Annotated in this window: 20 protein-coding genes and 1 riboswitch; of the genes, 11 read left to right on the top strand and 9 right to left on the bottom strand. The window is 71.5% G+C overall.

The window, feature by feature from the left end; all coding sequences use genetic code 11:
- Nucleotides 1–402: 402 nt before the first annotated feature.
- From BX285_RS29170 to BX285_RS29160, 3 genes are read right to left on the bottom strand one after another with little or no spacing between them, the layout of a single operon-like run.
- Nucleotides 403–1,479: a low specificity L-threonine aldolase gene (locus BX285_RS29170; RefSeq protein ID WP_097235165.1), complete on the bottom strand. Its 1,077-nt coding sequence runs from the start codon at nt 1,477–1,479 to the stop codon at nt 403–405.
- Complete coding sequence (locus BX285_RS29165) at nt 1,476–2,234, bottom strand: SDR family NAD(P)-dependent oxidoreductase (RefSeq protein ID WP_097235166.1); 759 nt, start codon at nt 2,232–2,234, stop codon at nt 1,476–1,478. The genes BX285_RS29170 and BX285_RS29165 overlap by 4 nt, the downstream gene beginning before the upstream one ends.
- Entirely contained in the window at nt 2,231–3,631 is a 1,401-nt protein-coding gene (locus BX285_RS29160) for a DUF6421 family protein (RefSeq protein ID WP_121178730.1), read from the bottom strand. The genes BX285_RS29165 and BX285_RS29160 overlap by 4 nt, the downstream gene beginning before the upstream one ends.
- A 528-nt stretch (nt 3,632–4,159) precedes the next feature.
- On the opposite strand from BX285_RS29160, the gene BX285_RS29155 reads away from it, so the two are divergent.
- The 5 genes from BX285_RS29155 to BX285_RS29135 all read left to right on the top strand — a co-directional run bounded on the left by BX285_RS29155 (nt 4,160) and on the right by BX285_RS29135 (nt 8,785).
- Complete coding sequence (locus BX285_RS29155; protein ID WP_097235168.1) at nt 4,160–5,056, top strand: ABC transporter substrate-binding protein; 897 nt, start codon at nt 4,160–4,162, stop codon at nt 5,054–5,056.
- An 8-nt stretch (nt 5,057–5,064) separates the two neighbouring features.
- Nucleotides 5,065–6,006, top strand: a complete 942-nt coding sequence (locus tag BX285_RS29150; protein ID WP_121178729.1) for an amino acid ABC transporter permease — start codon at nt 5,065–5,067, stop codon at nt 6,004–6,006.
- A complete protein-coding gene (locus BX285_RS29145; RefSeq protein WP_121178728.1) occupies nt 6,003–6,776 on the top strand; it encodes an amino acid ABC transporter ATP-binding protein in 774 nt (257 codons plus the stop codon). The genes BX285_RS29150 and BX285_RS29145 overlap by 4 nt, the downstream gene beginning before the upstream one ends.
- 362 nt (nt 6,777–7,138) lie before the next feature.
- A complete protein-coding gene (locus BX285_RS29140; protein WP_121178727.1) occupies nt 7,139–7,693 on the top strand; it encodes a DUF5134 domain-containing protein in 555 nt (184 codons plus the stop codon).
- A gap of 144 nt (nt 7,694–7,837) precedes the next feature.
- The gene (locus BX285_RS29135; RefSeq protein ID WP_121178726.1) at nt 7,838–8,785 is read left to right on the top strand and encodes a M56 family metallopeptidase; all 948 of its coding nucleotides are present in this window, start codon (nt 7,838–7,840) and stop codon (nt 8,783–8,785) included.
- A 28-nt stretch (nt 8,786–8,813) separates the two neighbouring features.
- Here BX285_RS29135 and BX285_RS29130 read toward each other — a convergent pair whose 3' ends face one another.
- Nucleotides 8,814–9,251, bottom strand: coding sequence for a MarR family winged helix-turn-helix transcriptional regulator (locus BX285_RS29130; RefSeq protein WP_257032276.1), 438 nt, complete (start codon nt 9,249–9,251; stop codon nt 8,814–8,816).
- Between the two features lie 86 nt (nt 9,252–9,337).
- Between BX285_RS29130 and BX285_RS29125 the strand changes: the two genes are divergently transcribed.
- Both BX285_RS29125 and BX285_RS29120 read left to right on the top strand, forming a co-directional pair.
- Complete coding sequence (locus BX285_RS29125) at nt 9,338–10,852, top strand: MFS transporter (protein ID WP_121178725.1); 1,515 nt, start codon at nt 9,338–9,340, stop codon at nt 10,850–10,852.
- A gap of 231 nt (nt 10,853–11,083) precedes the next feature.
- Nucleotides 11,084–11,689, top strand: a complete 606-nt coding sequence (locus tag BX285_RS29120) for a TetR/AcrR family transcriptional regulator (RefSeq protein WP_257032277.1) — start codon at nt 11,084–11,086, stop codon at nt 11,687–11,689.
- Nucleotides 11,690–11,804: 115 nt separating this feature from the next.
- On the opposite strand, the gene BX285_RS29115 is transcribed toward BX285_RS29120, so the two are convergent.
- The gene (locus tag BX285_RS29115; protein WP_097235175.1) at nt 11,805–12,671 is read right to left on the bottom strand and encodes a helix-turn-helix transcriptional regulator; all 867 of its coding nucleotides are present in this window, start codon (nt 12,669–12,671) and stop codon (nt 11,805–11,807) included.
- A 419-nt stretch (nt 12,672–13,090) separates the two neighbouring features.
- Between BX285_RS29115 and BX285_RS29110 the strand changes: the two genes are divergently transcribed.
- Nucleotides 13,091–13,675: an ATP-binding protein gene (locus tag BX285_RS29110; protein WP_257032278.1), complete on the top strand. Its 585-nt coding sequence runs from the start codon at nt 13,091–13,093 to the stop codon at nt 13,673–13,675.
- Between the two features lie 295 nt (nt 13,676–13,970).
- Here BX285_RS29110 and BX285_RS29105 read toward each other — a convergent pair whose 3' ends face one another.
- Nucleotides 13,971–14,234, bottom strand: a complete 264-nt coding sequence (locus tag BX285_RS29105; RefSeq protein ID WP_097235176.1) for a DUF397 domain-containing protein — start codon at nt 14,232–14,234, stop codon at nt 13,971–13,973.
- Between the two features lie 568 nt (nt 14,235–14,802).
- Between BX285_RS29105 and BX285_RS29100 the strand changes: the two genes are divergently transcribed.
- The 3 genes from BX285_RS29100 (at nt 14,803) to BX285_RS29090 (ending at nt 18,031) form a co-directional block, all read left to right on the top strand.
- Nucleotides 14,803–15,762 (top strand): hypothetical protein, encoded by a 960-nt coding sequence (locus BX285_RS29100; RefSeq protein ID WP_257032279.1) that lies wholly within the window; start codon nt 14,803–14,805, stop codon nt 15,760–15,762.
- Nucleotides 15,763–16,175: 413 nt separating this feature from the next.
- Nucleotides 16,176–16,372, top strand: a riboswitch (cyclic di-AMP (ydaO/yuaA leader).
- A gap of 7 nt (nt 16,373–16,379) precedes the next feature.
- Nucleotides 16,380–17,648 carry a transglycosylase family protein gene (locus tag BX285_RS39340; protein ID WP_121178724.1) on the top strand — a complete coding sequence of 423 codons (1,269 nt, stop codon included), beginning with the start codon at nt 16,380–16,382 and terminating at the stop codon, nt 17,646–17,648.
- A 182-nt stretch (nt 17,649–17,830) separates the two neighbouring features.
- A complete protein-coding gene (locus BX285_RS29090) occupies nt 17,831–18,031 on the top strand; it encodes a hypothetical protein (RefSeq protein WP_121178723.1) in 201 nt (66 codons plus the stop codon).
- A 120-nt stretch (nt 18,032–18,151) separates the two neighbouring features.
- Here the strand turns inward: BX285_RS29090 and BX285_RS29085 are convergent, their stop codons facing one another.
- The 3 genes from BX285_RS29085 to BX285_RS29075 form a co-directional block, all read right to left on the bottom strand.
- The gene (locus BX285_RS29085; RefSeq protein ID WP_179852680.1) at nt 18,152–19,171 is read right to left on the bottom strand and encodes a LacI family DNA-binding transcriptional regulator; all 1,020 of its coding nucleotides are present in this window, start codon (nt 19,169–19,171) and stop codon (nt 18,152–18,154) included.
- A gap of 25 nt (nt 19,172–19,196) precedes the next feature.
- Nucleotides 19,197–20,912, bottom strand: a complete 1,716-nt coding sequence (locus BX285_RS29080) for a glycoside hydrolase family 13 protein (protein WP_097235180.1) — start codon at nt 20,910–20,912, stop codon at nt 19,197–19,199.
- Between the two features lie 65 nt (nt 20,913–20,977).
- On the bottom strand, nt 20,978–21,886 hold the full coding sequence (locus BX285_RS29075) for a sugar ABC transporter permease (protein WP_097235181.1): 909 nt from the start codon (nt 21,884–21,886) through the stop codon (nt 20,978–20,980).
- Nucleotides 21,887–21,924: the final 38 nt, after the last annotated feature.

Genomic DNA, 21,924 nt, shown 5'->3' with positions numbered 1-21,924 from the left:
CGGCACTCGCGTTGAGCGGCACGGCAACCACCGGAATAGGGTGATCCCGCGCACTGCGTCCTCGCTAGTGTTATTTCAAAAGGAATCTCCAACCCCAGGAAACCTGAGGCCGGGGATGTCAACATATCTGGCGTTGACTTTTGGCACGCTGTTGAGTTCTCAAGGAACGGACGCTTCCTTCGGACCGCCTTCCAGCGGACCCTCCGGGCTTCGTTCATTCGTGTTTCCAGCTTATCAGACGTTTTCCGCCCCGTTTTCCGGAGCTTCATTCATCGGATTCGCTTTCCGCTTGCCACCCCGGTCTCCCGCGGCGACTCCGGAACTGTACGGGGACCGACCCGCCCCATGCAAATCGCCCCCGCCCGGACTCCCGGGCAGGGGCGATTCGTTGTTCGAGCACCGTCAGCGGTGGCTCATCTCCTCGGCGAGGGCCGCCGCGAAGGCGTCGACGTCGGCCTCCGTGTTGTCGAAGGAACACATCCAGCGGACCTCACCGGTGTGCTCGTTCCAGAAGTAGAAGCGGTAACGCTTCTGGAGCCGCTCACTCACGTCGCGCGGGAGGATCGCGAACACCACGTTCGCCTGGACCGGGCGGACGATCTCGACGCCGTCGACCTTCCGGACCGCCGCCTCCAGGCGCTTGGCCATGGCGTTGGCCTGGCCGGCGTTGCGCAGGTAGAGGTCACCGGAGAGCAGGGCCTCGAACTGGGCCGAGACGAAGCGCATCTTCGAGGCCAGCTGCATGGAGGTCTTGCGCAGGTACTTGATGTTGCGCACCCGTTCCGGGTTGAGCACCACCACGACCTCGCCGAGCAGCAGGCCGTTCTTCGTCCCGCCGAAGGACAGCACGTCGACCCCCACGTCCGTGGTGAGGGCGCGCAGCGGCTTGTCGAGCGAGGCGGCCGCGTTGGCCAGCCGGGAGCCGTCCATGTGGACGAGCATGCCCAGCTGGTGGGCGTGCTCGGTGATCGCGCGGATCTCCTCGACGGTGTAGACGGTGCCGAGCTCGGTGCTCTGGGTGATGGACACCACGAGCGGCTGCGCGCGGTGCTCGTCGCCGTAGCCCCAGGCCTGCCGGTCGATGAGCTCGGGGGTGAGCTTGCCGTCCGGGGTGGGGACGGTGTGCAGCTTGATGCCGCCCATCTTCTCCGGGGCGCCGCCCTCGTCCACGTTGATGTGGGCGGTCTCGGCGCAGACCACGGCGCCCCAGCGCGGGAGCAGCGCCTGGAGGGCGACCACGTTGGCGCCGGTGCCGTTGAAGACCGGGTAGGCCTCCGCCTTCTCGCCGAAGTGGCGGCGGAAGACCTCCTGGAGGTTGACCGTGTAGTCGTCCTCGCCGTAGGCGACCTGGTGGCCGTCGTTGGCGAGGACGATCGCGGCGAGGACCTCCGGGTGCACGCCGGCGTAGTTGTCGCTGGCGAAGCCGCGGACGGCGGGGTCGTGCCGCCGTACCGCGTCCGTACGGGTGAGGTCGGTCATCGGGCTGTCAGCCACAGGTGCTGTCCGTTCAGTTCTGCTGCGGGGCGGTCCCAGAGGCCCGCCAGGTGTTCGGCGAGGTCGGCGGTGTCGGTGAAGCCGGCGAACTTCGCCTCCGGCTTCTCGGCCCGCATCTCGGGACTGACCAGCGCCTTGATGACCAGGATCGCAGCCGCGGCGGTGGGCTCGCCGTCCGGGGAGGTGGTCTCCTTCTTGAAGGAGTCGGCCATGGCGAGGGTCCACGCCTCGGTGGCGGCCTTGGCCGCCGCGTAGGCGGCGCCGCCGGCGGTGGGCTTGTGCGCGGCCGCGGCGGAGATCATCGCGTAGCGCCCGGCGGGGCTGCGCACCAGCGCGGGCTGGAAGGCCAGCGAGGTGTGCTGGAGGGTGCGCACGACTGTGTCGTGCAGGAAGTCCCAGTCGTCCAGGCGGGAGTCGAAGAAGGTCTTGCTGCCGCGCCAGCCGCCCACCAGGTGGAACAGGCCGTCGACGTGGCCGTGCTCGGACTCCAGGTGGTCGGCCCAGTCGTGGACCTCCTGCGGGTCGAGCAGGTCGATGACCTGGCCGCTGACCTTGGCTCCGCGGACCGCCACCCGGGTGGCGTCCAGGGCCGACTCCAGGCGGTGGGCGTCGATGTCGGCGCCGATCACGGTGGCGCCGTCGGCGGTGAGGCGGCGCAGCACCGCGCGGCCGGCCGGGCCGCTGGCTCCGGCGACGGCGATGACCTTGCCGGCCAGCGGGGCGTTGGTGGAGGTGGTCACGCGGCGACTCCCTGGATACCGGCGCCGGTGATGCCGGCGGTGGCGGCGATGACGCCGCGGAGCTTCTTGGACAGGGCCTCGTAGAACATGCTCAGCGGGAACTCGTCCGGGAGCACGGCGTCGCACAGGGCCTTGTTGAGGGCCTTGCCGTCGATGAGGTCGAGCGGCAGGGCCTCGGGGCCCTTCGCCCAGGTGGAGGCCGGGTGCGGGGTGAGGTAGCGGGAGACCAGCTGGTAGGCGGCGATCCAGTGGGCCGGCTTGGGCCGGTCGATGCCGTCGCGGTACAGGGTCTCGATCTCGCCGCAGAGCGCGTTGGTGACCTGCTGGGCGCGGTCCCAGTCGATGCTCAGGCGGTTGTCGCGCCAGCGCAGCGCGTCGTGCTTGTGCAGGTAAGCGAAGAGCAGCTGGCCGCCGAGGCCGTCGTAGTTGCGCACGCGGTCGCCGCTGACCGGGAAGCGGAACAGGCGGTCGAAGAGGATCGCGTACTGGACGTCGCGGGCGTGCGGGTTGCCCTCGCCCTCCAGCTTCACCGCCTCCTTGAAGGTGGTGAGGTCGCAGCGGAGCTCCTCCAGGCCGTACATCCAGAACGGGCTGCGCTGCTTGATCATGAAGGGGTCGAACGGCAGGTCGCCGTGGCTGTGGGTGCGGTCGTGGACCAGGTCCCACAGGACGAAGGTCTCCTGCGCGCGCTGCTGGTCCTGCAGCAGGCCCTCGGCGTCGGCCGGGATCTCCAGGCCGAGCTGCTGGACGGCGCTGGTGGTGACGGCGCGGAAACGGGCCGCCTCGCGGTCGCAGAAGATGCCGCCCCAGGTGAACCGCTCCGGCGCCTTGCGCACGGCGACGGTCTCGGGGAAGAGGACGGCGGAGTTGGTGTCGTAGCCGGCGGTGAAGTCCGTGAAGGTGATCGGCACGAACATCGGGTTGTCGAAGCGGGTGCGCTCCAGCTCGGCCAGCCAGTCGGGCCACACGACGCGCAGCAGGACGGCTTCCAGGTTGCGGTCCGGGTTGCCGTTCTGGGTGTACATCGGGAAGACGACCAGGTGCTCCAGGCCGTCCTCGCGCTGGTCGGCGGGCTGGAAGGCGAGCAGCGAGTCGAGGAAGTCGGGCTCGCGGTAGCCGGTGTCGGCCCACTTCGCGAGGTCGGCGTCGACGGCGGCCAGGTAGGCGGCGTCGTGCGGGAAGTTCGGGGCGAGTTCCTCGACGGCGCCGCGGACGGTGGCGACCAGCGGGTCGACGGTGTGCCGCTGGACGGCGGCCAGGTCGATCGAGCCGTCCTTGGACTGCAGCGGGCGCAGCGTCTCGACGGCCTCCTTCAGGCGCAGCCAGGCCGGGTGGCCGGCGAAGGTCGAGACCGGGGCGACGGCCGCCGCAGCGAGCCTTGGCGAAAGATTCTGCATCGTGGACTCACTTCGACAGGAGTTATTTCAACGAGGACACCATAAGTACGAAAGGTTCTCCCGTTCAAGGGGGCCCGGACAGGCAAAGCTGCGGCGCACTGCCACTCCGGCCCGAAAACCTTCGCCGACAGGCCGGTTGTCCGGCATGTGGACAGTGATCTGGATGTTCTGGACAGATGCGCCGCTCTGATGCGAACCTCCCCGCATGTTCCCGGCGGTGATCACGGTGGCCGTACGCCACAACAGCCCGGTCCGGGTGCCCTCGCATCGGCACGTCGGCTGTCGCTGTCGCGCGCGCGGACTCTGCTGCCGCTGCTGTCGCTGCCGCCGCTGTTGTTGATCCGGCCGACGCCCCCAGCCGGACGGCGCCGCGGACGTGGACCCGTACGCCGACCATGCCGTGTGTGTTCCGGCGCCGCCACCGGGGGAAGTGATCCGCCGGGCCCCGGCCGACCAGGCCGCCCCGTCGCGCTGCTCGTGCCGCCCGCAGCTCCCGTCCCGCTCTCCTTGCCCGGTCCTTCCTTCCTCATGGAGCCCCGCATGACCCTCCGCAAGCCGTCCGTCGCACTGCCCCTCGTCGCTCTGGTCGCCGCCGCCGCACTGAGCGCGTGCGCCCCGCAGGACTCCACGTCCGACGCCGCCTCCGGCGCCTCGGGTGCGGCCGGCACGGCGGCGGGCTGCGCGCCGGGCGCGCTGGGTACCCGTACGGCCGGGACGCTGACCGTCGGCACCGACAAGCCCGCGTACGACCCGTGGTTCTCCGAGGACAAGCCGGAGAACGGCAAGGGCTTCGAGTCCGCCGTGGCCTACGCGGTGGCGGAGAAGCTGGGCTACCCCAAGGACAAGGTCAGTTGGGTGGTCGCGCCGTTCGGCAAGGCGACCGCGCCGGGCGCCAAGGACTTCGACTTCGACATCAACCAGGTGTCGATCAGCGACGAGCGCAAGCAGGCGGTGGACTTCTCCTCCGGCTACTACGACGTGCGCCAGGCCGTCATCGCGCTGAAGAACTCCAAGGCGGCGGGCGCCAGGACCATCGCCGACCTCAAGGGCGCCAAGCTCGGCGCTCAGGTCGGCACCACCAGCCTGGACACCATCACCAACACCATCAAGCCGAGCAGCCAGCCGGCCGTCTTCGACTCCAACGACCTGGCCAAGGCCGCGCTGAAGAACGGCCAGGTCGAGGCCCTGGTGGTGGACCTGCCGACCGCCTTCTACATCACCGGCGCCGAGGTGCCCGAGGCCCAGGTGGTCGGCCAGTTCGAGTCGGCCTCGCAGGGCGAGCAGTTCGGCCTGGTGCTGGACAAGGGCTCCAAGCTGACCGGCTGCGTGTCGCAGGCGGTGGACGCGCTGCGTGCGGACGGCACGCTGGCGAAGCTGGAGAAGCAGTGGCTCTCCGACGCAGTCTCGGCACCGGTGCTGAAGTGAGCGCTGACATGAGCCCCGGACTGAGCGGGGACTTGGGCGGGGAGTTGGGCGAGGGCGTGGGCGGGGAGGTCGCGCACGGTGCGAAGGGCCGGCCCCTGGACGACGGCTACCGCCCGTCCGAGCGGCGGCTGGCCCACGAGGCGTACCGGCGCGCCCGGGCCCGACGGTCGGCGCTGATCGCCGCCGCCTCCACCCTGGCGACGGCCGTCGCGCTCTACCTGCTGATCGTCAACTCCCCCGGCTGGGAGGTGACTCGGCGGACCTTCTTCAACCTCGACTATGCCCGCCGGGCGTTTCCCGAGGTGCTGAAGGGGCTTCGGCTCAACCTGGAGCTGATGCTCGGCTGCGGGGTCCTGATCCTGGTGTTCGGTCTGCTGCTGGCGGTGCTGCGGACGCTGCGCGGACCGGTGTTCCTGCCGGTACGGCTGCTCGCCACCGCCTACGTGGACTTCTTCCTCGGGCTGCCGATGATCATCTGCCTGTTGGTGATGATCACCGGGGTGCCGGCGCTGCGGCTGACCGGGGTGACCACCGATCCGCTGCTGCTGGGCGGGGTGGCGCTGGTGCTGACGTATTCGGCGTACGTGTCGGAGGTGTTCCGCTCCGGCATCGAGTCGGTGCACCCGAGCCAGCGGGCCGCGGCGCGCTCGCTGGGGCTGACCAACGCGCAGGCGATGCGGTACGTGGTGCTGCCGCAGGCCGTCCGGCGGGTGGTGCCGCCACTGCTGAACAACCTGGTGAGCCTGCAGAAGGACACCGGGCTGGTCTCGATCGGCGGCGCGATCGACGCGGTGTACGCGGCGAAGATCATCGCGGCCCGGTCGTTCAACTTCACCCCGTACCTGCTGGCGGGGCTGGTGTTCATCGTGCTGACCATTCCGCTGACCCGGTTCGCCGACTGGCTGACCGCCCGGATGAACCGTCGGCAGTTCCAGGGAGGTGCGGTATGACCACGGCCGGAGGCCCCGGGACCGAAGTGCTCCGGCTGGAGTCGGTGCGCAAGACCTTCGGCGGGCAGGTGGTGTTGCGCGACGTGGACCTCGCCGTGCCCGAGCACTCGGTGACGGCGCTGATCGGGGCGTCCGGCTCCGGGAAGTCCACGCTGATGCGGTGCGTCAACCTGCTGGAGAGCCTGGACGACGGCGCGATCTTCCTGGACGGCGAGGAGATCACCGATCCGCGTGCGGACGAGGACGCCGTGCGGCGCCGGATCGGGGTGGTGTTCCAGTCGTACAACCTGTTCCCGCACATGACGGTGCTGGAGAACATCACGCTCGCGCCGCGCCGGGTGCACGGGGTCGCGCGGGCCGAGGCCGAGGCTCGGACGCTGGAACTGCTCGACCGGCTCGGGCTGGCGGCCAAGGCGAAGGAGTACCCGGACCGGCTCTCCGGCGGGCAGCAGCAGCGCGTCGCCATCGTGCGGGCGCTGGCCACCGGACCCCGGCTGCTGCTCCTGGACGAGATCACCGCGGCGCTCGACCCGGTGCTGGTCGGGGAGGTGCTCTCGGTGGTGCGCGACCTCAAGGAGCAGGGGATGACGATGGTCATCTCCACCCACGAGATGGGCTTCGCGCGCGAGGTCGCCGACCAGGTCTGCTTCCTGGACGGCGGGGTGGTGCTCGAACAGGGGCCGCCTGAGCAGGTGTTCGGGGATCCGCGGGAGGAGCGGACCCGGCGGTTCCTCAGCCGGGTGGTCGCCTCGGGGCGGCTCCAGGGCTGAGGCCGGCGGCGGGACCGGGTGTGCGGAGGACCGGGTGTGCGGCGGGCCGGGTATGGGACGGACCGGGTGTGGGACGGACCGGGTGTGGGACGGACCACGTGTACGGCCGACCGGTGTGCGGCCGCGGCTCTCACCACAGCGGCCACCACCGTGCGCCCCCGTACGCGCCTGGCCGCGCCCGGTGCGGAGCGGTGATCGTGGACCGGACGACCGTCGCCGCGCGCGGGGTCGGCGAACAGATGACAGCTGACAGATGACGGATCACAGATAACAGCCGACAGATTTCATCATCTGTTCGCTGTTCGCTGTTCGCCGTTCGCCGTTCGCCGCCTCCCGTCGCCCACCGCCCCGGGAGGCCACCGTTGCACGGACCCGCCCTGGTCAACTGGCTCCTCGCCCTCCTCACCGCCGCCGCCGGCGCCACCTGCCTGGCCCGGCTGCGGCGCTCCGCCTGCGCCCCCGGCGGCGCGCACCGGCCGCTCGCCCGGGAGTCCGACGCCGCCGAGGCCCTGATGGGCCTCGGCATGGCCGCGATGGCCGTCACCGGCGCAACCGTCCCGCCCACCGTCTGGGCCGCCCTCTTCGGCCCCCCCGCCGTCGCCTTCCTGCTCGCCGCCGCACACGCCCCCGCCGGCCGGGCCCACCGGCTGCACCACGCGGTCGGCGCGCTCGCCATGACGTACATGGCCCTCGCCATGGCCGCAGCCTCCGGCCACCAGCACCACCACACCGCCGCCCAGGGCCTGCCACTGCTGACCGGAGCCCTCCTCCTCTACTTCGGCGGGTACACCCTCTGGGCCGGCAGCCGCCTGCTGCGCACCCCCGCCGGCACCCTCGCCATCGGCACCACAGGGCTGCCGCACGCCTGCCGGCTCACCATGGGCATCGGCATGTTCGCCATGCTCCTGACCATGTGAGGCCGCCACGCACGCGCCAAGGCCGCGGTGTGCGCGTGGCGTTGGTCACTGGCCGGCCGAAAGCCGTTCCACCGGGCTTCGCCAGCACATAGGTTGGCGGGGAGCGCGCTGTCGCGTTCCGTGCGTACTCGGGGAGCCCATGCGATGCCTGCCCTGATCGGCCTGCTGCTGCTCGGACTGCTGCTCTCGACCCTCGCGCCCCGGCTGCTGGCCCGGGCCTGCTGGGTGGAGCGCGAACCGGTGCTGGCGCTGCTGGTGTGGCAGTGCCTCGTGGTGGCGGTGCTGCTGTGCTGCGCGCTGGGGCTGGTGCTGGCCGCCTCCGCCGCGATGCCGGAGCTGCGCGCTCTGGTGTTCGCCGGTGCGCCGCACGGGGTGGAGGCCGCGTACGGGCTGCAGGAGGCCGAGGGCTGGGGGCGGCTGTGCGCCGCGGTGCTGGCGGCGGGCGGGGTGCAGACGGTCCTGGCGCTCACCCGCGAGGTCCGGACGGCCAAGGCGCTGCGCGACCGTCGCCATGCCCAACTGGCGGATCGGGCGCCGGAGTTGCCGGAGTCGATCGAGGCCGCCCGGAGTCGCCGGGAGCGGCTGGTGGTGCTGGAGAACGTGCGCCCCGAGGCGTGGTCGCTGCCCGGTCCGGACTCCCGCCTGGTGGTCACCACCGGCGCTCTCCAGCAGCTGACCGACCGGGAGTTGGCGGCCGTGCTGAGCCATGAGCGCGGCCACGTCCGGGCCCGGCACCACTGGCTGCAGCAGTTCGCCCAGGCGCTCGCCTCGGGCTTCCCCGGCGTCGGGGTGTTCGCCGCCTTCCGGGACCAGGTGGCCGAACTGGTCGAGCTGGCGGCCGACGACCGGGCCGCGCGCCGGCACGGCCGGCACACCACCGCCCTCGCCCTGGCCGAACTCAACCTGGACCGCGGGGTGTTCGGCTCCTGCCCGCCCGGCCTGGCACAGTCCCCGAAGCGGGTGGACCGGCTGCTCGCAGGCCGCCCCAGGCTCTCCGTCCCGCACCGGCTGCAACTGACCGTCGCGGCGCTCGCCGCACCCGCCGCGGCCGTCCTGCTGGCCTTCGCCCCGGGTCTGCACTCACTCCTCTGACCGTCACCGGCGGTGAGTTGACGTCACGTCAGCTCGCGGGGTCGTCCACACAGAGCGGGCCGAGCGGGCTGCCGAGGGTCAGATCCAGCACCTCGCGGTGGAGCGGCCGAGCCTGCTCGTAGCGGTCCCGGCCGGCATCGGTGAGGGTGAGCACGATGCCCCGCCGGTCGCTCTCGCACATCGCCCGGGTGACCAGTCCGGCCTTCTCCAGGCGGGCGATCAGCCTGGAGAGCGCGCTCTGGCTCAGGTGGACGGTGGGCGCCAGCTCGGTCACCCGCAGCGCGTGCCCACCGCCCGCGTCGCAGCCCTCGACGAGGCGTTCCAGCACTTCGAATTCACTCATGCCCAGCCCGAACCGGTCGCCCAGCTCACGGTCGAGCATGCAGGCGGCCGCAGCGTGCCGGGCCAGCAGGTCGCGCCACTGCGCGACGAGACCGGCCTCCGCCGAGGAGTCGAGTTCAGCCACACCGCCACCCTAGCATGTGCGCCGTAAATTATTGCGTTCACATCTAATTCATTTGCATTGAATGCACACGCATGTACTGTCCTCCCATGACCACCGCGACCGTCACGCCACCCGACGCTCCGTCAACCAGCGGGCTGCACTGGACACCCCGCCTCTGGGGCACGCTGATCGTGCTCTGCGCCGCCATGTTCCTGGACGCCCTGGACGTCTCCATGGTCGGCGTCGCCCTTCCGTCCATCGGCTCCGAGCTGCACCTGTCCACCTCCGCCCTGCAGTGGGTGGTCTCCGGCTACGTGCTCGGCTACGGCGGCCTGCTGCTGCTCGGCGGCCGCGCCGCCGACCTGCTCGGCCGCCGCCGGGTCTTCCTGGTCGCCCTGGGCGCCTTCGCCGCCGCCTCGCTGGTCGGCGGCCTGGTCGACGACGGCGGACTGCTGATCGCGGCCCGCTTCCTCAAGGGCGTCAGCGCCGCCTTCACCGCCCCCGCGGGCCTGTCGATCATCACCACCACCTTCGCCGAGGGCCCGGCCCGCAACCGCGCACTGTCGATCTACACCACCTGCGGCGCCAGCGGCTTCTCGCTCGGCCTGGTGCTGAGCGGCCTGCTCACCTCGGTCGGCTGGCGCTGGACCTTCCTGATGCCCGTCCCGGTCGCGTTGCTCGCCCTGGTCTTCGCCGTCCGGCTGCTCCCCCGCCCGGTCGAGGAGCCCGCCAAGGGTGGCTACGACGTGCTGGGCGCCATCACCGGCACCGCGACCGTCCTGCTGCTGGTCTTCACCGTCACCGAGGCACAGGGCGCCGGCTGGCTGAGCCTGCGCACGCTCGGCTCCCTGGTCGTGGTCGCCGCGCTGGCCGCCGCCTTTCTGCTGGTCGAGAGCCGCACCGCCCACCCGCTGGTCCGGCTCGGCATCTTCCGCAACGGTTCGGTCGCCCGGGCCAACGTGGTCGCCTTCGCGATGACCGGTGCGTACGGCGGCTTCCAGTTCGTGGTCACGCTCTACCTCCAGCACCTGCTCGGCTGGTCGGCCCTGCAGATGGCCCTCGGGCTGCTGCCGGCCGGTGCGTTCATCGCGCTCTCGGCGCCGTTCATGGGCCCGATCGTGGACCGCTTCGGCACCGGTCGGCTGCTGCCGCTCGGCCTGCTGGCCCTGGTCGGCGCCTTCGCCCTCTTCCTGCGGCTGGACGAGCACAGCTCCTACCCGGCCCTGGTGCTGCCCTCGATGCTGCTGCTCGGCGTGGGCTTCGCGCTCGCCTTCCCCTCGGTGAACATCGCCGCCACCGACGGGGTGGGCGACGAGGAGCAGGGCCTGGCCTCGGGACTGGTGAACACCGCGATCCAGGTCGGCACTGCGGTGGTGCTGGCCGGGGCGACCGCCATGATCACGGCCGGCAGCGCGGGCGGCGACAGCCCGCAGGCCCAACTCGACGGCTACCGGCCCGCGTTGGTGTTCGTGACGGTGGTCTCGCTGATCGGCCTGGCGGTCGCGGCGGCAGGCGCCCTGGTGGACCGGCGGCGGAAGGCGATCCCCGTGTCGGTACCCGATTATGATTACCCGTCAGCCGGATCGACGTCGACCCGAAGCGGAGTCCTGACCGAGCGCTGATCCCGGGGCCCCGCCCGCGGCCGTACCCCGAGGCCGTCGGACAATGGTGCCGGCTCCACCAAACCCCCGTGTTGGTGGAGCCGGCCGTCTTCGTACCGGCCGCCCGGGGCGGCGCCCGCCGGGGCGCGGTTCCACGGTGCGGCTGTCGGCTCCGCAAGTATATTGGCCCGGAGCCAACGAACGTTCGGAGCAGTCACGATGGCACCTCGCGGGGAATCGGTCAATGAGGAGATGCGGCAACGCTCCCGCCAACGCATCATGCGGGCCACCGTCGAACTGGTTGACCAGCGCGGTTACGCGGGCACCACACTGACCGACATCGCCGAGCGGGCCGGGCTCGCCCGCGGGCTGCTGTCGTACTACTTCGACGGCAAACGGCTGTTGATGCAGTCCGCCACGCACCGGATGATGCACCAGTGCCTGTCCCGCGCGCTGGCGGAACTGGCCCCCGGCTCCTCCCCCGAGGCCCGGCTGGCCCGCGCCATCGACGCCGTCCTCGGCCTCGCGCTGGACCACCCCCGGGTGATGCGCTCCCACCTGGCGCTGATCCTCGACCCCGACACCGGCGCCTTCGTCCAGGACCCCGAGCAGCAGCAACTCGGCGCCATCCTGCAGGGTTTGCTGCGCGACTGGGGCGCGCCGGATCCGCTCGCCGAGCACGCGGTGCTGCGCAGCGCGCTGATGGGCGGCTGCATCGGCGTCCTGTTGCCGGGGGCCGAGAGCCCGCTGGCGCCGATCCGGGCCGACCTCTTCCGCCGCTACGACCTGGCCTGGGAGCTCGGCCTCCCGCCCCAGCAGGACCCTCCGGAACGCGAAAGGCCGCCGGCCCGCGGCTGACGGCGGGTGGGCGGCCTGCCGGCAGCGACCTGGTCGGCGGCGGCTCGGTCGGTGGCGGGCCTGCTGCCGGCGGCCCCGCCGGGGAGCGGCCTCACAGGCTCCGCGCGGAAGCGGCTCAGCGCTCCTTCAGGATCGAGGCCAGCAGGTCTATGGTGCGCTCCGGCGTGAGGCTGTCCACGCACAGCCGCTCCATGACCTGGATGTAGGCGTCGACGTCGTCCCGCTTGTCCAGATAGAGCGCGCTGGTGAGTTGCTCCAGGTAGACCACGTCCGCCAGGTCCTGCTCCGGGAAGCGCAGGATCGTGAACGCCCCGGACTCGCCCGCGTGCGCACCGAACCGGAACGGCATGACCTGGATCACAACGTTGGCCTGCTCGGCGACGTCGATCAGGTACTGCACCTGACCGCGCATCACCTTCGGCCCGCCGACCGGCCGGCGCAGCGCGGCCTCGTCGATGACCGCCCACAGACGCGGGCTGGTGCCCTCGGTCAGCAGCTTCTGACGGCGCAGGCGGAGGCTGACCCGCCGCTCGATCTCCTCCTCGCTGATGACCGGCCGACTCTGGCCGAAAACCGCCCGTGCGTACTCCTCGGACTGCAGCAGCCCGGGGATGAACTGCACTTCGTAGGTGCGGATCAGCTGGGCGGCCTCCTCCAGGCCGACGTAGGTCTGGAACCAGCCCGGCAGCACGTCGTTGAAGCTGTGCCACCAACCGGACTTGTTGGCCTCGCGGACCAGGCCGAGCAGGGCCTCCCGCTCCAGGCCGTCGTCGACGCCGTACAGGCTGAGCAGGTCGGCGACGTCGCGCTCCTTGAAGCTGACGCGGCCGAGTTCCATGCGGCTGATCTTGGACTCGGAGGCCCGGATCGCGTAGCCCGCGTCCTCGCGGGTGATTCCGCGCGCCTCACGCAGGCGACGCAGCTGAGAGCCGAGGAGGATCCGGCGGACCATCGAGCCGCCGCCCGGCTGAACTGTGGTCATGCGGTCGAAACCTCCACCTAGGGCAAACAGCGCACAGTCTGCCATCAGTTGAGCGCTCACGGTGCCGATACTGACGGATGTTCCTATCAGTTCTCCACTCCGCACACCAGGATGCACGTGCATTCGGCGCTTGCATATGCCAATAGTGCGACTGCACGTGAATCGACTCTTGCATCTGCAGTGAGCGCACACCACCATGGTGCACGTGCACCTGCACATCCCTGGCAATCCCGCGGGCTCCGCGTCGACCCCACGCGCGACTCCGTGCACCGGGCCCGACGGCGTCCCCCGCGCCATCGGGCGTTCGAGTGCGCGCGCGCCTGGTCGAAGGGGCGGCCGTGCGGCCGAGCGAGTCGGAGGTGACCGGCATGACCCCGGCGGGTCCAGCCGTGTCCGCCCCCTTATGGGAGGAGCTCTTCATGAGCACCGGTACGGCTTTGGCGGTTGACCCCCATGTGGTCACCTGTACGCTCGCTCCTCGCTTCGAAGCCGTCAGAACCGCGCGCGACTTCGCCCGGACCACGCTCCGACGCTGGGGACTGACGGAGCTGTTCGACGATGTCGCGCTGGTGGCCTCGGAACTCGTGACCAACGCGCTCCGGCATGCGATCGGCGCACGGCCCGACCCGGCGGGCGGCGCCCAGGGCGAGTACGACTTTCCCACACAGCCGACCCCGGACGGGCGGCTGCCGATCCGAATAAGCCTGGTGCACCGCGCACCCCAGGTGGTCTGCGCGGTCAGCGACCCGAGCAGCATCGGCCCGGTCGCCCGGGAGGCGGACTTCGTCGCCGAATCCGGCCGCGGACTGCACCTGGTGGAGTCGTTCAGCCGCTCCTGGGGCTGGCACCCGCTGGGCAGCGGCAAGGTGGTCTGGGCGATGTTCGAGGCGGAACAGGCCTGCGGCTCCCCGCTCGACGGGCACCCGGAGGTCGGCGGGCGATCGGCGCTGGACGCGCTCGGCGGACCGTTCGACGTCGGTGGACGGCACCGGCGCTCGGCCTAGGACCCGTCGTCGCGCCGGGCGGTGGACGGCCCGGTCGAAGGCGGTGGACGGCCCGGTCGAAGGCGGTGGACGGCCGGTTCGACGGGAATCCCGGGAGGAGCACTCCCCGGGCCATTGCGCCGGCGGATCAGCACCGGACGGCGGTTCGTCATCGACTGGCGGTTCGTCAACGGACGGCGGTTCGGCACCGGACGGGAATCCGGACCGGGCGAAGGGCCGTCACAGCACAAAAGACAAAGGCCGTCGTGGTGTCGGCACCCACGACGGCCCCCCGATGGTGAAGCACGGCGGCCGGTCAGACCGCCAGGTGGTCGAACTCCCCGTCCTTGGCCCCCAGCAGCAGGGCCGCGATCTCGGCCCGGGTGTAGATGAGCGCCGGACCGTCCGGGAACCGCGAGTTGCGCATCGCCACATCGCCGCCCGGAAGGGCCGCGAACTCGACGCAGTTGCCCTGGGAGTTACTGTGCCGGCTCTTCTGCCAGACCACCCCCTGGAGATCGGCGGCGGCCATCCCGTTGTAGGTGTCGTACGAGCCGTGCGTGTCCTGCGAGTCGTGCATAGAAATCTCCCGAAGAGCTCCGGAGTTGTCGTCCAGCGCGGCGCCCCCGGCACCGCCGAACGAACGGACCGGCCCCGTACCGGCCCGGCACAACGCCTCACTTGACGCGATGATAGCCGCTGTGCACGTGCATCAGCACGGGACGTTGCAGGTGCACGAGGCTTTTCACCCGCCGCCCCGAATTCTTCACGGGCCTTCTCCCGACGGTACGTAAACGGACATACCGACTGAATCGCCGAACCTGCGATAACCGGCCGTGAGCAGCCCCCCGCTGAATGTTGATCTTCGAATGCCGGGAGTCGCACCACCGTGACCCTGCGTCAGAAATACCTCCGAGCTGTGAGACATCTCACTCGACATCGCCGCAACGCGGAGCCCCTCGGTGCGCGTCAAGGCAACGACCCCCGCTCGTACGGGGGTTGGGCGAAGAATGTCCGGATTGTAGGCAAACCACCCGGACCGGCACGGGCAACGCGCCGGGTCCGTACCGGGTCCGCGCCGCCTCCACGCGAAACCCGCACGGCAGCCGACTGCAGGCCTGACGGGCCGATGTCCTACGATCTCCGGCATGAGCACCGCAGCCATCCCGGGCGCGCCACTGCCCGTCCGCACTCCAGGCTCCCGTGCGCGGGGGCGCCACCGTCGTCCCGAGCGCCCCGAGATCCCCGCCGACGCCCCGGCCCTGGTGCTCGCCGTACCCGCGACCGCCGGGCCCGAGTCCCGCTCGGTCGTCGAGGAGCTGCTGTCGGTCGTCCGCAGCGAGCAGAACGGCATCCGGGCGACGGTCGGCTACCTCCCCGGCGGCACCGCCGAGGGCGAGCGCGGCGACGACCGCACCGTCGCCGAACTCCTGGCGACGGCCGCCGAGGCCGGGCTGCCGATGCCCGTCCTGGTGCCGCTGGTACCCGGTCCGCACGGCTTCCTGCCCGAACTCCACGCACTCGCCGCCGAATACGGCGCGCAGGTCACCGACGCGCTGGGCCCGCACCCGCTGCTCGCCGAGGCCGTCCACGTGCGGCTCTCCGAGGCCGGGCTGGCCCGCGCCGACCGGGCCCGGCTGTTCGCCATCGCGACCGCCGCGGACGGCGTGGTCCTGACCACCGCCGGTGGCGAGGACGCCGCCGCCGCGGCCGGCATCACCGGCGTGCTGCTGGCGGCCCGGCTGGCCGTCCCGGTCGTGGCCGCGGCCCTCGACGTGCCCGGCTCGGTGGCCGCGGCCGTCGACCACCTCAAGGAGACCGGCTCGCAGCGCCCCGCACTGGCCCCGCTGGTGATCGGACCGGAGGCCGACTCCGAGCTGCTCGCCACGGCCGCCGAGGAGACCGGCTGCCCGTCGGCCGCGCCGCTGGGCGCGTACCCGGCCGTCGGCCAGCTGATCGCCTCCACCTACCTGGCCGCGCTGCCCGTGCCGTCCGCGGAGGAGCTCGCGCGGGCCGAGGCTGAGGCCGCGGCCGCCGCCGAGGCCGAGGGCACCGTGGAGGGCGCTCGCGGCGCCCACGCGGCCGGCCGGGAGTCGTTCGAGCGGTAATGGACACCGCGCGCCCGCCGGTGCGCACGAAGGGCCTGGAGCGGCTTCCGTTCCGGGCCCTTCGCTTTGCTCCCCTTGTTCCGTACGGGAGTTAAGAAGGCAATGAAGAGGAATGTCCGATCTGGTGCCATTTGCAGGTAATTGCTCTGCGGCCCCTCAGGCGCTCGAATCACCTCCCCTCCCCCGGCTCGACGCATGTGCCGTTCCGCGCTTCGACGCGCCGTCACACTCTTCCTGAGGCGGAGACAGTTGTGCATATCCGCAACGACATTGCCGAAAAACGATCATTTCCGATCATGAAAGCCCGTCGTTTTGGTGATTCTCGCTAAACCGTGATGAGGGTCACAGGTGTTTGCAGTTTGAACTTAAGTCTGCTTAACGTGCTCCCCGTTCGTGACCACACGGACCCAGTTCATCCGCAACGCCGAGTCCTGCCGTCGGGTGTCTGGTAGCGCGAAAACGCACCACGGCAGGAGCGGGGGACCCACAGGTAAGTCGCCCCGGACCGCTCTCCGGAACGGTCCAGGGCTAGGGGTGAAGCCGCGCATGCGCGGCCGGGCAACTCCAGCCCGAATCCGACAGCTCACCTCGCAGGCGTGGGAGAGGACTGCGTCTTCATGCTTCCCACCAACGGCACCCGTCTGTCCGGCCGCACCCGCCGCGTGATCGCCGCCATCGGCGTCGCGGGCGTCGGCCTCACCGTCCCCTGCCTCGTGTCGGGCAACGCCTCCGCCGCCTCCGTCGCCACCTGGGACAAGGTCGCCCAGTGCGAGAGCAGCGGCAACTGGAGCATCAACACCGGCAACGGCTTCTACGGCGGCCTCCAGTTCACCTCCAGCACCTGGGCGGCCTTCGGCGGCACCGCGTACGCCCCGCAGGCCAACCAGGCCACCAAGGACCAGCAGATCGCCGTCGCCGAGAAGGTCCTCGCCTCGCAGGGCCCGGGCGCCTGGCCCGTCTGCTCGGTCCAGGCCGGCCTGACCAAGGGCGGCGCCCCGGCCGCCGTCGACACCTCGGCCGCCGCCAAGCCGGCCGCTCCGGCCGCTCCGGCCGCGAAGCCGACCCAGGCCCCGGCCGCGAAGCCCGCCAAGCCGGCCGCGCCCGCCCAGGACGACGCCCAGGCCACCACGGACTCCGCCGCCGGCAACTGGGCCCAGAAGCACCAGCAGCAGGCCCAGAGCGACGACTACACCGTGGTCGCGGGCGACTGGCTGTCCTCGATCGCCGACAAGCACAACGTCCAGGGCGGCTGGCAGCGGCTCTACGAGCTCAACCGCGCCACCCTGGCCGACGGCCCGGACACCATCTACCCGGGCCAGCACCTGTCCTTCGGCGACCGTGGCCAGGCCCAGCCGTCGGCCTCGGCCGACCAGTCCTCCTCGGCCACCTCCGGTTCGGAGTTCAGCTGGTTCAACCGCTCGCAGAAGTCGGGTCAGTCCGCGAACGGCGGTTCCGTGAACGCCAAGCCGGCCGCGCAGACCCAGACCCCGGCCGCCAAGCCGGCCGCCCCGGCGCAGACCGCCACCGGCAGCATGGCCGCCGCGGTCTCCTTCGCCGAGTCCAAGGTCGGCCAGGCCTACGTCTACGGCGGCACCGGTAACGGCGGCTGGGACTGCTCCGGCCTGACCCAGGCCGCGCTGCGCGCCGCGGGCGTCTCCATCCCGCGCGTCGCCGCCGACCAGGCCGCTGCCAGCACCCACGTCTCGCTGGACAGCCTGCAGCCGGGCGACCTGCTGTTCTGGTCCAACAACGGTCAGGACTCGGGCGTCTACCACGTCGCCATCTACGTCGGCGGCGGCAAGTACGTCGAGGCCGCCAACCCGAGCGCGGGCGTCCGCGAGCAGACCATCGCCAACTGGGCGCCGGACTTCGCCGGCCGCGTCTGAGGACGGTGAGCGGCTGACGGCTGACGGCTGACCGCCGACCGCCGACCGCCGACCGCTGACCGCCGACCGCCCACACCCCCGGGGAGAGTCCGACCACTCCTCCCCGGGGGTTCCGGCGTATCCCGTGGTCAAACCCGGCTCCCAGCGGGCATGCTGCTGCTTCGCACCCGAGGAGGAGTCACATGGCCCAGGTCACCGTCACGCTCGACGCGAACCTAGCGATCGACGCGATGATGCTCTCCGGCACCAAGAGCCCGCAGGACGCCGTCGAGCTGATCCTGCGGGACTACCTGGCCCGCGGCCGCCGCACCGAGAGCCGTACCGGCGAAGCCGCCGACGGCCACCGCCTCACCGCCGACCGCCCGACCGCCCAGGAGGGCTGAACCGACGCACGCCGAAGGGCCCCGGAGCGCAACTGCCCTCCGGGGCCCTTCACTTGGGCCCTGCCCCCGGTCGTCGGCAGGCCGCACACCCGCCTCCGACCGGACCTCCCGACCGGCGGCTCAGCGCGCGCAGGCCCCGGTGGACCCGCGCATCACCAGCTCCGGCTGGAACATGAACTCGCCGCGCTGGGCGGCGTTCCCGCCGACCTCCTCCAGCAGCGCATCCACCGCCGCCGTGGCCATCGCCTCGACCGGCTGCCGGATCGTGGTCAACGGCGGCTCGGTGAAGGCGATCAGCGGCGAGTCGTCGAAGCCGACCACCGAGACGTCCTGCGGCACCGACAGTCCCCGCTGGCGCACCGCCCGGATCGCCCCGAGCGCCATCATGTCGCTCCCGCAGACGATCGCCGTGCAGCCCTTGTCGAGCAGCGCGCCGGCCGCCGCGTGCCCGCCCTCCACGCTGAACAGCGTGTGGTGGACGAGGCTTTCGGCCTCCTCCTGGCTACGACCGAGCACCGCCCGCATCGCCGCCGTGAAGCCCTCGATCTTGCGCAGCACCGGCACGTACCGGCGCTGCCCGACGGCCAACCCGATCCGCTGGTGGCCGAGTTCCGCCAGGTGCTGGACGGCCATCCACATCGCGGCCCGGTCGTCCGGCGAGATGAACGGCGCGTCGATCTTCTCGCTGAAGCCGTTGATCAGCACGAACGGCACCCCTCGCCCGGCCAGCCGCGCGTAGCGGTCGTGGTCGGCCGTGGTGTCGGCGTGCAGCCCGGAGACGAAGACGATGCCCGCCACGCCCCGGTCCACCAGCATCTCCACGAGTTCGTCCTCGGTGGATCCGCCCGGCGTCTGGGTGCACAGCACCGGGGTGAAGCCGTGCCGGCTGAGCACCTGCTCGATCACCTGCGCCAGCGCGGGGAAGATCGGATTGCTCAACTCCGGTGTGATCAGCCCGATCAGCCCGGCGCTGCGCTGGCGCAGCCGGGTCGGCCGCTCGTATCCGAGCACGTCCAGCGCCGCCAGCACGGTCTGCCGGGTCGCGGCGGAGACGTTCGCCTTGCCGTTGAGCACGCGGGAGACGGTGGCTTCGCTGACCCCCGCCTGCGCCGCGATGTCTGAGAGTCGCGCCGTAGTCACGGTCCCAGAGCCTATTGCAACCACGTCAGACCGCCCACCAGCCGGTGCTGTCCGGGGCGAGCACCGTCTCGCCGCCGTCCACCACGAGGTCGGCCGAGGCGAGCAGCAGCGTGCCCGGGGCCGCGATCCGCACCGGCTCGCCGGTGGTGTTCACGGTGCAGACGAAGGAACCGCGGCGGAACATCAGGGTGCCCTCGGGGCCGTCCAGCCACTCCACACCGGCGCCGGCGCCGAGGTCGGGCTGCGCCCGGCGGACGGCCAGGGCGCTGCGGTACAGCTCCAGGGTGGAGGACGGGTCACCGGTCTGCGCCTCGACGCTCAGCTCGGCCCACTCGGCGGGCTGCGGCAGCCAGGACGGCCCGCCGGCCACCGGTCCGAAGCCGTACGGGGCCTCGGTGCCGGACCACGGGATCGGGACGCGGCAGCCGTCGCGGTAGCCGTCCTGTCCGGCCTGGCGGAAGAAGGACGGGTCCTGGCGCACCTCGTCCGGCAGGTCGGTGACGTCGGGCAGGCCGAGCTCCTCGCCCTGGTACACGTAGGCGGAACCGGGCAGTGCGAGCATCAGCAGGGTGGCGGCGCGGGCCCTGCGCAGACCCAGTGCGCGGTCGCCGGCGGTGCGGATCTGGGTGCCGAGGCCCGGCTCGTTGGCGAAGCGGGTGGCGTGCCGGGTGACGTCGTGGTTGGACAGCACCCAGGTGGTGGGGGCGTCGACCGGGCGCATCGAGTCGAGCGAGAGGTCGATCACCTCGCGCAGCGCCGCCGCGTCCCAATCGGTGCCCAGGTACTGGAAGTTGAAGGCCTGGTGCAGCTCGTCGGGACGGACGTAGTTGGCGGTGCGCTGGACAGTCGGGGTCCAGGCCTCGGCGACACCGATCCGCTGGCCCGGGTACTCGTCGAGGATCTTGCGCCAGCTGCGGTAGATCTCGTGCACGCCGTCCTGGTCGAAGAAGGGCATGACGTCGTTGCCGAGCAGCTTGAGCTGGTCGCCGCCGCCGAGGTCGGGCAGGCCGGGGGCCTTGACCAGGCCGTGGGCGACGTCGATGCGGAAACCGTCCACGCCCATGTCGAGCCAGAAGCGCAGGATCGAGCGGAACTCGTCGGCGACGGCCGGGTTGTCCCAGTCGAAGTCGGGCTGCTCGGGGGCGAACAGGTGCAGGTACCAGTCGCCGGGGGTGCCGTCCGGGTTCTCGGTGCGGGTCCAGGCCGGGCCACCGAAGATGGACTCCCAGTCGTTGGGCGGCAGTTCGCCGTTCTCGCCCTTGCCGGGACGGAAGTGGTAGCGGTCGCGCAGCGGGGAGCCGGGGCCCTCGCGCAGGGCGCGCTGGAACCACTCGTGCTGGTCCGAGGAGTGGTTGGGGACGAGGTCGACGATGATCCGCAGCCCCAGCTGGTGGGCGTCCCGGATGAGGGCGTCGGCGTCCAGCAGGGTACCGAACATCGGGTCCACCGCGCGGTAGTCGGCGACGTCGTAGCCGGCGTCCGCCTGCGGCGAGGCGTAGAACGGCGAGAGCCAGACGGCGTCCACGCCGAGGTCGCGCAGGTAGGGCAGCCGGCTGCGGATGCCGGGCAGGTCGCCCATGCCGTCGCCGTTGGAGTCGGCGAAACTGCGCGGGTACACCTGGTAGATGACCGCGTCCCGCCACCAGCCTCTGGACGCGCCGCCCGTCACAGCAGCCGGGGCGTTCGCCTCGTGAGCGGTGTCGGCGACGGGCCGGGAGGCGTCGGCCAGGTTCTGGGTCATGGACGGTATCCCTCGGGGATCGGAGTTGCGGGGGGCCTTGCGCGGGAGGAGTTCCGCGTCGGGCGTCACGACTTGGAGGCGCCGGCGGTCAGGCCGGTGACCAGGTGGCGCTGCACCAGGTAGAAGAAGGCCGCGGACGGGATCGCGATCAGCACGGCGGTCGCGGCCATCAGGTTCCACTGGGCGTCGTGCTCGCTGACGAAGGTCTGCAGGCCCACGGCCAGCGTGTACTTGTCGGAGCTGAGCATGAACGTCGAGGCGAACGGCACCTCGGCCCAGTAGGTGAGGAAGGAGTAGAACGCGGCGACCGCCAGGCCCGGGCGGGCGAGCGGCAGCACCAGCCGCCAGAAGGTGCCGAACGGGCTGAGCCCGTCGACCCGGCCGGCCTCGTCGATCTCCACCGGGATGGTGTCGAAGTAGCCCTTCAGCAGCCAGGCGCAGTACGGCACGGTGGTGGTCGAGTAGACCAGGATCAGGCCGGTGTAGCTGTCCAGCAGGCCGAGTTCGGAGAGCATCGTGTACATCGGCACGATCAGCACCGCGATCGGGAACATCTGGGTGACCAGCAGCGACCACATCAGCGGCTTGTGCCCGGGGAACTTCATCCGGGACACGGCGTAGCCGGTGGTGGCGGCGACCAGGACGCCGAAGACGGTGGTGACGCCGGAGACCAGCAGGGCGTTGCCGAACCAGGTGAAGAAGTCGGTGTCGGACAGCACGTGCTGGTAGTTGGACAGCGTGAGCTTGTCGAGGATCTGGCCGGGGTGGAGGTAGTCGCTCTTGTCCGGGCCGAGCGAGACGAAGAGGATCCACCCGACCGGGAACAGGGCGATCAGGCTGGCCACGGTCAGGGTGCCGTGGGACAGCGTCCGGGCCAGCGGGCTGCTCTCGCCGCGGCGACGGACCTTGGCCGGCCGGGCGGCGGTCGGGGCCGCGCCCGCCGCGGGGGCCGGGCGTTCGGTGGTGGTGCTCATCGGGGTTACCTGCCTTCGTGGGTCAACTGGGTCCGGGG

The organism is Streptomyces sp. 1114.5 (genome assembly GCF_003635085.1).
In the GTDB taxonomy this organism is placed as follows: domain Bacteria; phylum Actinomycetota; class Actinomycetes; order Streptomycetales; family Streptomycetaceae; genus Kitasatospora.
Note: the sequence above shows the minus strand (reverse complement) of the source record. Positions and strands in the feature narration are given on the sequence as shown.

Coding starts and splice junctions, on each gene's coding strand:
- BX285_RS29170 (WP_097235165.1), bottom strand. CDS start 1,479: ATGACCGACCTCACCCGTACGGACGCGGTACGGCGGCACGACCCCGCC.
- BX285_RS29160 (WP_121178730.1), bottom strand. CDS start 3,631: ATGCAGAATCTTTCGCCAAGGCTCGCTGCGGCGGCCGTCGCCCCGGTC.
- BX285_RS29155 (WP_097235168.1), top strand. CDS start 4,160: ATGGAGCCCCGCATGACCCTCCGCAAGCCGTCCGTCGCACTGCCCCTC.
- BX285_RS29150 (WP_121178729.1), top strand. CDS start 5,065: ATGAGCCCCGGACTGAGCGGGGACTTGGGCGGGGAGTTGGGCGAGGGC.
- BX285_RS29145 (WP_121178728.1), top strand. CDS start 6,003: ATGACCACGGCCGGAGGCCCCGGGACCGAAGTGCTCCGGCTGGAGTCG.
- BX285_RS29135 (WP_121178726.1), top strand. CDS start 7,838: ATGCCTGCCCTGATCGGCCTGCTGCTGCTCGGACTGCTGCTCTCGACC.
- BX285_RS29125 (WP_121178725.1), top strand. CDS start 9,338: ATGACCACCGCGACCGTCACGCCACCCGACGCTCCGTCAACCAGCGGG.
- BX285_RS29120 (WP_257032277.1), top strand. CDS start 11,084: ATGCGGCAACGCTCCCGCCAACGCATCATGCGGGCCACCGTCGAACTG.
- BX285_RS29115 (WP_097235175.1), bottom strand. CDS start 12,671: ATGACCACAGTTCAGCCGGGCGGCGGCTCGATGGTCCGCCGGATCCTC.
- BX285_RS29110 (WP_257032278.1), top strand. CDS start 13,091: ATGAGCACCGGTACGGCTTTGGCGGTTGACCCCCATGTGGTCACCTGT.
- BX285_RS29105 (WP_097235176.1), bottom strand. CDS start 14,234: ATGCACGACTCGCAGGACACGCACGGCTCGTACGACACCTACAACGGG.
- BX285_RS29100 (WP_257032279.1), top strand. CDS start 14,803: ATGAGCACCGCAGCCATCCCGGGCGCGCCACTGCCCGTCCGCACTCCA.
- BX285_RS39340 (WP_121178724.1), top strand. CDS start 16,380: ATGCTTCCCACCAACGGCACCCGTCTGTCCGGCCGCACCCGCCGCGTG.
- BX285_RS29090 (WP_121178723.1), top strand. CDS start 17,831: ATGGCCCAGGTCACCGTCACGCTCGACGCGAACCTAGCGATCGACGCG.
- BX285_RS29080 (WP_097235180.1), bottom strand. CDS start 20,912: ATGACCCAGAACCTGGCCGACGCCTCCCGGCCCGTCGCCGACACCGCT.
- BX285_RS29075 (WP_097235181.1), bottom strand. CDS start 21,886: ATGAGCACCACCACCGAACGCCCGGCCCCCGCGGCGGGCGCGGCCCCG.